Raw genomic sequence first — 12,188 nt, 5'->3', positions numbered from 1 at the left:
TCCTATTTCCCATCTTAATCGGTGGCATTACTGAATTGGAGTAGGCTAAAAATTCGGCTTTTCTGAATTGAAGTATGAATGCGCGATCGTTTAGTTTTGGTCGAGCCCCCGTTGGTCCCCCAACTTTGGGGGACTTTGATAGTTTTGGTCAAGCCCCCGTTGGTCCCCCAACTTTGGGGGACTTTGATAGTTTTGTTCCCCCCAAAATTGGGGGGCTAGGGGGGCGGAATCATACCCAGAATCAGCAACGCCAAAAATTCTACCAATTTCGGAAATTACTACTAAACATTAATTTCATATGGGTGCATCTCATTAAAGCTGTTTGACCCGGTGGGTGGAACAGGCATCTTGCCTGTGACAATTCCCAGGCGGACTATCCTAACACTGACTATCAAGAAAATTAGAACCTGTGGGTGGTGCGTTACGGGACGGGCTTTTTAAACACTGGCGACGGATAAAATCAGTACCAGCCCGTCCCTAACGCACCCTACCCCTAATCCTCCCTCCATCCGTCGATTGTTGCCATCAAAATATTCACCAGAGGATGATCTATAGCTTCTTTGAAGGCTTCTACTCCTCCTGCTTTCAGGGCATTGATCACTTTGGCTTTTAGGGTTGGGTTAGTCTCAATTTGGTCAATAACTTCTCCTACAACTATCATCTTCTCTTTGTTGGTTGTAGTGGGATTAGTTTGGGATAGTTGATTGAGGAGTTGCTGGATTTCTGCTGCTGCTTCGGCTAAGCTGTGTTTTTGCTCTGATGTAAAATTATTCGTGTTAATTTGTCTAGCATTGTCGTTGAAAACATTAAAATTATTAGGATTATGAGCTTGGCTTTGATCTATATCTAGATTATCTATATTCAAATTACGGGCATTATCTGACATATCACTCTCCGCTTTAGCGGTATTTGTAAGATTGATTATTGGGTTGGATGACTGATGGCTAGTCAAAGCAGCTCTAACAAATTCCTTATAATCTTGATTATGAATTCTTTCCGCCTCTAGCAGAGCAGTTTGTCTCGCTGCTTCCAACCTAGCTTCATAAACTGCAAAAAATTGTCTTTCAAATTTACCTTTATCTGTTCCTTCTGGCACTTCTAAGGTAAGTAAAACATCATTACCTTTCTTCTCAATAGCTTGAATCGAATCACTAGTAATTGCAGGATATTCCGCTATGATTTTTTGGAAGGCTTGACGAAATGCTTCTTGATTAACACCATTCCGCAGCAGAATCTGGACAGTATTGATAATCTTGTTATAGAGCTTTTCAAAATCCCCTGGTTGGAAAACCCGGTCAGGATCATGGGGACGACGCTCTCGATTTCCTTGAGAATTGGGATTTTCTAGTAAAAAGACATACTGACAATCAACGTTAGTTAAGGTAGTTGTTGAGTCAATATTCCACGCTTCTAAACAGGCTCCCGTAAAGTAAGCATGAGTAAAATTAGTACCAACTGCTTGAGCTTCAGTTAAAATAGCCCATTCTAAATTAGCCTCCTCTAACGTGGCTTCGCTAATATTAGCAAATTTGAGATTAGCCTTATTTAAATTAGCTCCTTTTAAATTTGCCCCTCTAAGATTAGCATCAACATAAGACTTTTTGTAACCATTACCACTAACCGATAATTCTCTGACAGCAGTATCAGCTAAGATAGTTTTACCTGGTCTTGCTTGATCAAGTTTTATGGTATCTCGCCAACAGGTACGAGTAAGAATAGCTTCTCTTAAGTCTGTACTTTTGAGGGTAGCTCCGGTAAAATCAGCATCAGTTAAATCGGCTTTGTAAAAACTGGTACCTCCTGTAGCAGCAAAGGCAATAGCAATAGTACGAATCCAGGCATCTCGGGGATCCCCTTTTAGAGCACGCCAGCCCAGGTAAGCACCAAGTAATACTAAGACTATGGCTATGGCTAAGGCTAAGGCTATGTCTACGGGTTCCGTTAAGCCGAAGGCCTTGGGGAAGGCGCTGGGGAAGGCGCTGGCAATGACGAAGGCGCTGGCGAAGGTGAAGGTGAAGGCGATGGCAAAGGTGAAGGTGAAGGCGCTGGCCCTGGCGATAGCGAAGACAAAGGTTATGATGATGGCGAAGGCGAAGGCGCTGGCCCTGGCGAAGGCGATGGCGAAGGCGCTGGGGAAGGCGCTGGCGATGGCGAAGGCGCTGGCGATGGCGCTGGCGCTGGCGACTCCTGCTCCGAGCCCTTGACGCAGGATAACACTATATACTACAATTAGCGAAACCAAAGCTATCCAACCGAACACTTGGTTTTCTAAGTTGTCACCAAAGATTAACGCTACTACCCCCCCAGCCAGTAAGGAGGCGATTCCTGATAGTCCTGACACTATCCATGAAACTAACACAAGAGCAGTTACCCACCGTTTCTGTAATCCAGCCTTCGCGTTACAGAACTTAGTTCCCGTTAGAATAGCATTCTTAAAGTTCGCTCCCCTAATATCAGCTTCACTAAAATCTGCCCCGGAAAGGTCTTGCCCCTGGAAAGACTGGCCCCTGAGATTTACTCTGCGGAAATCTCTCTGCCCTTTTGCATATCTTTTGAGAACTTCTTTAGCTTCCATTAGTGATAGTCATATAGTCAGCGGTTAGCTATCAGTTATCAGTTATAAGCTTTCAGCTTTTACTTATCAGCTTTTACTTATCAGCTTTTGAATCAAACAAGCTGACCACTGACCTTAAGTATTAATAACTAGATTATTTTTGCTGATTAATTAATTTAGATGTATTTACCCTGACTTAGGGATTAGACACCCTGACTAAAACCGAAGGAAAATAGTTCCGGTTAGAAATTGGCTTCAGTATATTGACTGACAATCGTATCATATTTTCTGACTGCAGCAAATTAAGAAACTTTAAAAATATAGCGCTAGCTTTAGTCTAAAAAGTCCCCCTTACTAAGGGGGATTTAGGGGGATCTCAACCCTGAAGCAGATCCGGAATCGATCCCCCCCAGCCCCCCTTTGATAAGGGCAGGGCTGTAACATTGCTCATGAATAAATTGTAAATTCAATCGGTTGAAAGGCAGGTGGGGTGATGGAGAGAAGGTTTTTTTAAGGTTAACAATACCTTTTTATGACTAAAAATTCCCCCTATCTCCTTATCTCCTTATCTCCTTATCTCCCCACCAATCGCATTTGAGTCCGACTTTGAAACAGCCCTGCTTTGATAAGGGGGGAGCAATGAAATAGCCCAGGTGACCACTGACGGCTGACAGCTGATAGCTGATAGCTCACCTTAGCTCTGTCTAGCCAAGTCAAGTTTACTAGTATTTTCCAAACTAGCACCAGTAAGATTAGCCTTTCTTAAATCTGTACTTTTGAGCGTCGCTCCGGTAAAGTCAGCATCGGTTAGGTCAGCATTGTAAAAGTTAGTACCTCCTGTAGCCGCAAATGCGATCGCATTCTTCCGAATCCAGGCATGTTTAGGGTCTTCGTTGAGAGCATCCCAGCCCAGGTAAGAACCAAGTAAGGCCAAGAGGAAGGCTAAGGTTCCAGCTATGGCAGAGGCTACCTCGAAGCTCAAGGTTCCTGTTTTGGCAAAGGGCAAGGGTAACTGCTGTACCGCCAAGACTCCAGCTACAGCTCCACCTACCGCTACCAACAAGCCTAAGACTCCCACTAAGACACCATCTAAGACTCCCGCTCCGGCTCCAGTTGTAGCTACGGCTACGGCTATGACCAAGGGTAAGCCTAAGGCAAAGGCTAGGGCGAAGGGAAAGGCTAAGGCAAAGGCTCCTGCTACAGCAACAGCTACGGCTACGGCGAATACCAAGCCTAGCACTAAGGCTTGGACTGTTTGAATACCTTGACCAAAGATAACAACAAATAAAACAATTATTGCTACCAACGCTATCCAGGCAAAGATTAGGTTTGCTCCCTTGACATAGTTGACAATAAATGCTGCATAACACCCACCATAAAATGATACAATTGCTGATAGTATGAACGCTATCGATGAAACCAATAGAAGTGCAATTGACCATGATCTTTGTAATCCCGCCTTAGCCTGACGGAACTTAGTTCCCCTGAGCATCGCATTCTTAAAGTTAGCTCCTCTAAGATCAGCTTCACTGAAATCTGCCCCAGAAAGGTTTCTCCCTTGGAATGACTGACCCCTGAGATTTACCTTTCGGAAATCCCTTTCTCCTTGGGCATATCTTGCTAGAATTGTTTGAGATTTCATTAGCATTTTTAGGAGTTATTAATTGGGTGAGGTGGAAATTTTTGGGTTTTAGGGAACAGGGAACAGGGAACAGGGAACAGGGAACAGGTAACAAATCCTGTGTACCTGATTAGGCTAGAAGCCGCTATATTTTAAACACCTACTTGATCACAGATACATAGTCTAAGTAGTGATAGTTATAGTAGTGATGCTTATCAGATTTTTGCTTATTAATTAAGATGGGTTTGCTATGCCTTTGCGATTAGAATCCCTAAGGAAAACCGAAGCAGAGCAGTTGCCATTAGAAACCGGTTCGCTATAGCTGATTAAGATTCTGTTAATAAAAACCATAAATATGGTATCACAAATCCTGACCAAAAAAACTTAATAAAATACAAAATTATAGCCCCACCCCATACTTCCTACACATCCTACATCTTCTATACCTTCCATAAACTTTATACCTCCCTATTCCCTATTCCCTGTTCCATGTTCCCTATTCCCTACTCCCTACTCCCTACTCCCTATTCCCTACTCCCGACTCCCGACTCCCGACTCCCTAAGGACTTTGTTACAAACTTTTCAAAAATATGCTATAATAATATATTTTTGTGATATACTGAAAACGTGGAGAATAAATTCCACGGAAGAGCCAGCCCGCAGATGTTCTCGGCTGGAGGGCTGGCTCTTGATCCCCATTTACAGGAGACAACTTACATTATGTCTTACAGTCAACTATACCCATGGGTAATGATTTGCCTATTGCCCCACATGCCACCACTAGTTTTCGCTCGGTTCTGCAACCCTTCCGATGCCAAGAGCCATTCCCAGGCTCTGAAGCAGTTGATGCCCCATGGGAAATTTCTGATTTTTTTTGATGTAGGTCTGCCGATGGAGCAAGACGAATCTGAATCTTAGGGGTTTGTGTTCACGGGAATCGGGAGGGTGGGGAGATGGGGAGATGGGGAGATGGGGAGATGGGGAGATGGGGAGATGGGGAGATGGGGAGATCAGGTAAACCTCTTACAGATATTCACGTCTTTTCCACTGTTCCCTATTCCCTGTTCCCTATTCCCTGCTCCCTGCTCCCTGCTCCCTGTTCCCGATTCCCGATTCCCGATTCCCGATAACTGCCACGAAGTGTACTATTTTTTGTTAGGCCACCAAAACTTAATTTTAATTGGATTGGATGACTGTTTAATCAGATTAGATGACTGCTTACTGGGAAAACCAGCGGTAATCACTCTAATCAGTTCACTAAGATTCTGAACTAGGGAAGTTTCAGCTTCTAAGTTACCCTCTAGAAGAGCAGTTTTTTTTCCTGCTTCTAACCTAGCTTGATAACGTTCTAAAAATTGTTTTTCCACCTTACCTTTATCTGTTGCTTCTGGAACTACTAAGGTAACTAAAATATCATTACCTTGATGTTCAACTGCTTGAATCGAATCACCAGTAATTTCAGGATTTTTCGCCATTAGGTCTTGAAAAGCTTGACGAAATGCTTCTATATTAACACCATTATGCAGAAGAATAGGGACAGTATTAATAGTATCTTGATCTAGCAATTCTAAATGAACTGTGGTAATTTTTGTTCCCTGCTCCCTATTCCCTATTCCCTGTTCCCTGTTCCCTTTACTAGAAAGCTTTCCAAGCTGACAATCAACATTAAAAAAGACATACTGACAATCAACATCAGTTAACCTAGTTTTTGAGTCAATATACCACCCTTTTAAACAAGACCCGGTCAAATAAGCATCAGTAAAATCTGTACCAACTGCTTGAAGTTGTGTTAAATTCGCCCATTCTAAATTAGCACCTCGCAAAGTAGCTTCCCTAAGATCAGCCTGTTTTAGATTAGCGTAATTTAGATTAGCTCCTATTAAATTAGCCCCTCTAAGATTACAATTAATATAAGACTTATTTTCACCATTACCACTAACCAATAATTCTCTGACAGCCGTATTAGCTAACAGAGTTTTCCCTAGTCTAGCTTCGTCAAGTTTAATAGTATTTCGCCAACACGTACGAGTAAGATTAGCCTTTCTTAAGTCTGTACTTTTGAGGATAGCTTCCGTAAAATCAGCATCGGTTAAATTAGCATTCTCAAAACTTGTACCTCCTGTCAGGGTAGCTCCAGTAAAGTCAGCATCGGTTAAATTAGCATTCTCAAAACTTGTACTTCCTGTAACTTTACGTCCTGTAGCAGCTAATGCGATCGCTTGATTGCGAATCCAGGTATCTCTGGGGTCTCCTTTTAGAGCACGCCAGCCGAGGTAAGCACCAACTAAGATGAACCCTCCCCCTAAAACTGCGGCCAAGGCTCCGGCTCCGGATAAGGCTATTGCTGCGCAGTAGCCGACTACAACAAAGCCTAAGGATACGTTCAACCCTATGGGTCGGGCTAAAGCTCCGGCCAAGGCTACGGCCAAGGCTACGGGTGCGGCCAAGGCCAAGACAAGGAGTATAGCAAATATTAATACAAAGGCCAAGACAAAGGGTATAGCAAATATTAGTACAAAGGGGAAGACCAAGGTTTCCAAAAAGTATGAGCCACAGCCATTAGATAAACATTCTGCTGCGGCACTGGCTCCGTTGGCGAAGGTTATTCCGATATCTTTAGTTATTTCGATATATTTAGGACGAATAACAGCAAATAAGGCAATTGTAGCTATAGCAAGCAAGATAGGTATTTCAAATCCCTGGAAAGGGTTAAATATTAATGCTAATAACACCCCACCATATAGAGATACCATTCCTGATAGTCCTGACGCTATCCATGAAACCAACAGAAGAACAATTGTCCAGGGTTTTTGTAATCCCGCCTTAGCCTGACGGAACTTAGTTCCGGTTAGGATCGAATTCTTAAAGTTAGCTCCTCTAATATCAGCGTCACTAAAATCTGCCCCAGAAAGGTTTCTCCATTGGAATGACTGATCCCTGAGATTTTTCCTGCGGAAATCCCTTTCTCCTTGGGAATATTTTCTAATAACTTCTTGAGCTTTCATTAGTGATAGTTATATAGTCGTTTATTAGCTCACGGCTGACCCCTGACCACTGACAGCTTCATGCTTACCTTATTTTGAAATCCCTACTGGCTCTAAGATTTATCCTCTAAATAGTGATACTTAGAGGATTGATACTGAGAATATTTTTGCTGATTAATTTAGATGCATTTACCCTGGCTTCGCGATCAGACTTGCGGAGGAAAACCAAAAGAGGAGAGTTTCGATTAGAAGCCGGTTTGATGTACTTGCCTATTATTCTATCACAAATTTTCTGGCTTATATCACAATTCGTGACTGATAAAACTTAATATAATATAAAATTATAGCGCAGCCCTATAAAAAATAATTAGTGGTCAGTAGCTAGTTGGTAATGAAAATACCACCAACAACTAACTACTAACCACTAACTTAAACTTTCAATTCCTTGAGTGAGCTAGGAATTATAAATCGGTTGTGAGTAAGAATTCAGTCGTCAGCCGTCAGCCTTTAGTAGTCAGCCTTTAGCTGATAGCTGATCGCTGATAGCTGAGAGCTGATCGCTGATCGCTGATCGCTGATAACTGATAGCTATTAGCTGATAGCTTACGATTGAGTTTCACAAATCGTTTATAAACCCAATTGAATCAAGCTATTACCAACCATTGTCAGCTTGATACAGCACATAATCAGCAAGGGCTGCAATCTGATCCGCTGGTATACGACCTTTGAAGGCTGGCATGGGGGGTTTACCATTGGTGATCTGGTAAACGATCTTGTCCTTAGAATACATGCCATACTTCTCAAGGGCATCCTTTTTCAGAGTTTTTTGGGCATTGATTAAATTCTTTCCACCCGCATGACAAGCGGCACAGTTCCCTGCGAAGACTTGTGCTGATTTAGCTAGGGCTGCTTCATCTATGGCTGCAGCTACTTCGACAGGTTCAGCAGGAGCTGTTTCTTCCTCTGCTACTGCTTCTGGCTCAGCAGCAGGCTCAGGTGCTACAGCTACTTCTTCTGTTTCAGCAGGAGTAGTTTCTTCCTCTGCTACTGCTTCTGGCTCAGCAGGAGTAGTTTCTTCCTCTGCTACTGCTTCTTCTGGTTCAGCGGGAGCAGTTTCTTCCTCTGCTACTGCTTCTTCAGGTTCAGCGGGAGTAGTTTCTTCCTCTGCTACTTCGGTGGGTTCCGCTGGGGATTCCACTGTTTCAACTGCAGCAGTTGGGGCAGGTGTGGTTTCTGGAGGAACAGTCGCTGTACTTGAGTCAGCGCAACCATAGGTAAAGGTCAAGACACAGACCGTTACCACTAGGAGTGATAAAAGCTTTTTCAATGCAATTTGTCTCATGAGATTAAAAAAAACAAGTGGGCTAGTCCATAAAGGATTGTCAGATCATGTTTTTCTTTCCGTCAAAAGACAAGCTGTCAAACTTCTTTATTTCTTCCTGATTTGAAACGCGGTAAGGGCGCAAACCCTGCGCCCTTAAGAGTTATACCCTACGGTTATATTCCTTGGGTAAGTGCTGATTTTAATTCACAAAACTACCACGATTTGCGATCGCGTAAGTCTTATAATGGTTGATCTTGTGGAAGCTGTGTGGTTGTCACATTCAAATAAAGTCTTGATCAACAGCCCTAGTCCTAGTGCTACTATGTGCTATTATGACTGAGCTTCAACAATGATTGTGCCTCCCATGCCAGCACCACGGTGGGGGGCACAGTAGTAGGAGTATGTACCAGGCTCATCAAAGGTAGATTCATAGGAAGAACCCTTAGCCATCAACATGTTTTTGTGAGTCAGTGATGGGGAGTCATCAAAAATAACATTATGAGGACCAATGTTGTTCATCACCCACTTGACAGTCTCACCAGCTTTGATGGTAAGAACATTTGGTTCAAATTTTAGTTGCCCATTGTTTGTACCCATTTTTACAGTGTAAGTTTCTGCACCAGCTGCGGCAGCAGGCTCAGGTGCTGCAGCGGCCTCAGTGGTTTCGGCTGAGGCGGGTTCTTCTTCAGCCACCTCAGTAGCTTCGGCTGGGGCGGCTTCTTCTTCAGCCACTTCAGGGGCTTCCGCTGGGGATTCTACCTCTTGGGCAACTTCAGCAGCTGGGGCAGGTGTGGTTTCTGGAGGAACAGTAGCTGTAGTTGAGCCAGCGCAACCATAGGTAAAGGTCAAGATACAGAAGGTTACCACAAGCAGTGATAGTAGCTTTTTCAATGCTATGTTTTTCATAAAAAAAATTGAACCATGACTGTCAATGGTTCAATTATATGACAAGCTGTCATACACATTACAAGCTGTCAAACTTTTGTTCAAAGTTATTAGGATCAGATTCCATAGAAGCCCTACAGGTAAAGGGAAGGGCAGCTGGCACAGAGATCAGCGAAGCAGCAATTAAGTAATATGCTAGTATTCCCAGGTAGTATCCCCAGGTAGTATCCCCAGGGAAATCCCAAGCTGCCATCACACCAGCAGCAATAGGGGCTCGCTCCACCGATGATCACAGCATCTTAGGTACCGGTGATCATCGGTGTAGATGATTAAGGAACCTTAATTACAGGCACAAGGATCCTTTTTCCCAGCACAAGGATTGTATTTACCGGCACAAGGATTGTATTTACCAGCACAAGGATTGCCTTGCTCTGTAGTACTCTCACCAGGAGCAGTATTGGTTGTGGGAGTTTCTCCGATTCACAACCATGGTACATGGGGAATAGTAGCGGTGATCAGTGGCCAGGAAAAAAACACCTTTTGGCGGCGTACTGATCACCCTGATTTTCGCGATCGCATCGAACAAGTAGGGGAAAAAATCCTATTCCCTGGAGATATTATTAGTTTTACCTCTGATGCAATCCATAGTGTGGAAGCAATGGGAGATGAAGCAACAATTACCTTTAATATTTACGGAGAAACCAACTACGAGCAGCGATTTTAGTTTGATCCACTAACCCATTCGGCAAAGACGTTTTGAATTAATAATGTATAATTAATAATGTATAATTAATAATGTATAATTAATAATTTGGAAGTCAAATATAACATATTTAAAGTTTTCTGTCATAATTGCTAATTTAGCCCCTAGACCTCTACATTATAAGTTTTTCATTATACATTCTAAATTTTCCATGCTCCATGCTCCATGCTCCATGCTCCATGCTCCATGCTCCATGCTCCATGCTCCATTCTTAATTTTTAATTCTTACTTCTACATTCTACAATTCCCTATGTTATCTATTCCAAGCAATCGGAATACTAGGATGGGAAACTGGGATATTGGCATCTTGGTCAGATTTAGTTTCTAGATCCAGTACCCTCACAACTTGGTTATAGATTTCTTCTGCTTGTTGGGGAGAATCTCCAATGCTAGTTAATCCTAGTTTGCCAAATTCAGAGAGTGTGCCCATCAAGTGAAATACAGTGCCAGTTTTGGTGCTGCTATCAAAATGCAGTTGATGGTAGGCGATAATATCCATCAAGTCATTAGGCATTAACCCTCTGTAACTCTCTTTCTGTAAATTGTCCGTGGCAATATAGTGCTTTGGTTGACCCTGCTGACTGAAAAAAAGACCTGTGGAGAGGTCATAGCGACCATTGGTCATGTATTTCAGGGTCATAAAGGGATGGGTGGTACCGCCTTTGCGGAGGTTGATTTCAATGGCTTGTAAATCCCAGGTATCTCGATCGGGCTGATGAACAGCCACAAAATCTACACCGTAACGCTCTATTGCTCCTTTTTCCCCTAAGGTCTGACCGACTCGTACTCCCCAATCTTGCAGTTGTAGGCGATAACCTGGATCAGCGGGAAATCGACAACCTAGATAAATCTGACCGTCTGGTCCGCCAAGAATTTGATCGTGAGTCGAGAGAATCTTGACCTCGCCATGGGGAGTAATATAAGCCTGAACGCTAGGTGAACGCTTTTTTTCTCCGTGAATAAATGCTTCGGCAATTGCCCCTAACTGCGGTATCCGACTGCTATAACTCTCCCACGTTTCCCCACTGGCTTGAAATCTCAAATGGACGATCTTTTCTTTCAAAGCCGCTACTGTTTGAGCATGGGAAACATTTCCCGGACCTACCTCCGATAGTGGTTTCAAGTCCAGGATAGCATTACCCTCTCCAGAAAACCCTTCGTTGAGTTTAATCACAATCTTGTTTAGTTGCGGTTGCCTGTACCATAACTCAGCTGTTGCTTCGACTAAATCATCAACACTCCAGACTAACTGACTGCCGTCGGGATGGGGGACACCACTGTCAGCAAAAATTTGCCGACTACCGCTCTTGGTACCCCAATAAAGCAAATCTGGGTCTGGGGCAAGTAGGGGTAAGTTCAATTTTAAGGATATCTCGCGCTCCAGATTAGTAGAGTTGTAACAAGACATGTAAGACTTTCCTGGACGCAAAGCTTGACGAATCCGCTTCATCAAGCGGGGACGTTCTAGAATCTTTTGGCTGAGGGGTTTGAGGGAAGCATCATAGGTGGAAAACAGCAGTAAGCGATCGCGTGCATGGGAGAAGGGAATTCCCGGCAGAAGCTGCAAGTAGTAATCAATCACAATCGGTGGCAAGGGCACAGCGGTAACATAAATTAACCGTGTGTAAGGGTTGCGCAGACGAATTAGGGAAAATAATAACCGTTCTTCGTAGTGCAAAAAACCCTCAACTTTCAGCAGTTCCCGTTGATCAACACTGACAGAAGGCACTACCAGAATATCGTGTTCGTCTTGGTCAAATTGATCACTACTCTGCCAGCGATCGCGTAATTGGTGCTGTAGTTGCTGAAACTTTGACTCTTGTCCAGAGAAAGAATCATTCAGATTGTCCATTGTTTTCTAAAATGGTAGCTATAGCGCTGCACCCAGGCAATCGGGAACAGGGAATCGGGAATCGGGAATCGGGAATCGGGAATGGAGAATAAAAAAGTGAGTAGGGTGTGTCCGGGACGGAAAGCCTCTGATTTTCCACCTCGCAAGCCCCTGAACCCGTCCCGTAACGCAACCCACTGGCTGATATCTTGCTGTAGATGCACAA

General features: G+C 43.5%; 12 protein-coding genes. 4 read left to right on the top strand and 8 right to left on the bottom strand.

Translation table 11 applies throughout. The features are described from left to right. Positions 1-493 precede the first annotated feature (493 nt). Both BJP34_RS10120 and BJP34_RS10115 read right to left on the bottom strand, forming a co-directional pair. Positions 494-2,575 carry a pentapeptide repeat-containing protein gene (locus BJP34_RS10120; protein ID WP_070392240.1) on the bottom strand — a complete coding sequence of 694 codons (2,082 nt, stop codon included), beginning with the start codon at positions 2,573-2,575 and terminating at the stop codon, positions 494-496. Between the two features lie 673 nt (positions 2,576-3,248). Beyond that, positions 3,249-4,196: a pentapeptide repeat-containing protein gene (locus BJP34_RS10115; RefSeq protein ID WP_229424315.1), complete on the bottom strand. Its 948-nt coding sequence runs from the start codon at positions 4,194-4,196 to the stop codon at positions 3,249-3,251. Between the two features lie 468 nt (positions 4,197-4,664). On the opposite strand from BJP34_RS10115, the gene BJP34_RS48630 reads away from it, so the two are divergent. From BJP34_RS48630 to BJP34_RS42865, 3 genes are all read left to right on the top strand, one after another. Then, positions 4,665-4,790: a hypothetical protein gene (locus BJP34_RS48630; protein ID WP_267876527.1), complete on the top strand. Its 126-nt coding sequence runs from the start codon at positions 4,665-4,667 to the stop codon at positions 4,788-4,790. 105 nt (positions 4,791-4,895) lie between these two features. Continuing rightward, positions 4,896-5,093, top strand: coding sequence for a hypothetical protein (locus BJP34_RS36485; protein ID WP_083305577.1), 198 nt, complete (start codon positions 4,896-4,898; stop codon positions 5,091-5,093). Positions 5,094-5,128: 35 nt separating this feature from the next. Continuing rightward, a complete protein-coding gene (locus tag BJP34_RS42865) occupies positions 5,129-5,305 on the top strand; it encodes a hypothetical protein (protein ID WP_158517115.1) in 177 nt (58 codons plus the stop codon). A gap of 15 nt (positions 5,306-5,320) precedes the next feature. On the opposite strand, the gene BJP34_RS10110 is transcribed toward BJP34_RS42865, so the two are convergent. The 4 genes from BJP34_RS10110 to BJP34_RS10095 all read right to left on the bottom strand — a co-directional run bounded on the left by BJP34_RS10110 (position 5,321) and on the right by BJP34_RS10095 (position 9,651). Continuing rightward, positions 5,321-7,180 (bottom strand): pentapeptide repeat-containing protein, encoded by a 1,860-nt coding sequence (locus BJP34_RS10110; protein WP_070392238.1) that lies wholly within the window; start codon positions 7,178-7,180, stop codon positions 5,321-5,323. A 631-nt stretch (positions 7,181-7,811) separates the two neighbouring features. Continuing rightward, positions 7,812-8,501: a c-type cytochrome gene (locus BJP34_RS46360; RefSeq protein ID WP_083305084.1), complete on the bottom strand. Its 690-nt coding sequence runs from the start codon at positions 8,499-8,501 to the stop codon at positions 7,812-7,814. Positions 8,502-8,813: 312 nt separating this feature from the next. Continuing rightward, on the bottom strand, positions 8,814-9,374 hold the full coding sequence (gene petE / locus BJP34_RS10100; protein ID WP_070396594.1) for a plastocyanin: 561 nt from the start codon (positions 9,372-9,374) through the stop codon (positions 8,814-8,816). A 73-nt stretch (positions 9,375-9,447) separates the two neighbouring features. Further along, the gene (locus BJP34_RS10095; protein ID WP_070392237.1) at positions 9,448-9,651 is read right to left on the bottom strand and encodes a hypothetical protein; all 204 of its coding nucleotides are present in this window, start codon (positions 9,649-9,651) and stop codon (positions 9,448-9,450) included. Positions 9,652-9,768: 117 nt separating this feature from the next. On the opposite strand from BJP34_RS10095, the gene BJP34_RS10090 reads away from it, so the two are divergent. Next, positions 9,769-10,092, top strand: coding sequence for a hypothetical protein (locus BJP34_RS10090; RefSeq protein WP_324611046.1), 324 nt, complete (start codon positions 9,769-9,771; stop codon positions 10,090-10,092). Between the two features lie 292 nt (positions 10,093-10,384). Here BJP34_RS10090 and BJP34_RS10085 read toward each other — a convergent pair whose 3' ends face one another. Together BJP34_RS10085 and BJP34_RS39215 are read right to left on the bottom strand one after the other, a co-directional pair. Next, positions 10,385-11,983, bottom strand: coding sequence for a peptide ligase PGM1-related protein (locus BJP34_RS10085; protein ID WP_070392236.1), 1,599 nt, complete (start codon positions 11,981-11,983; stop codon positions 10,385-10,387). Then, positions 11,971-12,186 (bottom strand): hypothetical protein, encoded by a 216-nt coding sequence (locus BJP34_RS39215; protein WP_149030887.1) that lies wholly within the window; start codon positions 12,184-12,186, stop codon positions 11,971-11,973. Before BJP34_RS39215 ends, BJP34_RS10085 begins: the two co-directional genes overlap by 13 nt. Positions 12,187-12,188 lie beyond the last annotated feature (2 nt).

It is taken from the genome of Moorena producens PAL-8-15-08-1 (assembly GCF_001767235.1).
Taxonomy (GTDB): Bacteria; Cyanobacteriota; Cyanobacteriia; order Cyanobacteriales; family Coleofasciculaceae; genus Moorena; species Moorena producens_A.
The sequence above is the reverse complement of the archived record's forward strand: the minus strand, read 5'-3'. Positions and strand labels throughout refer to the sequence as shown.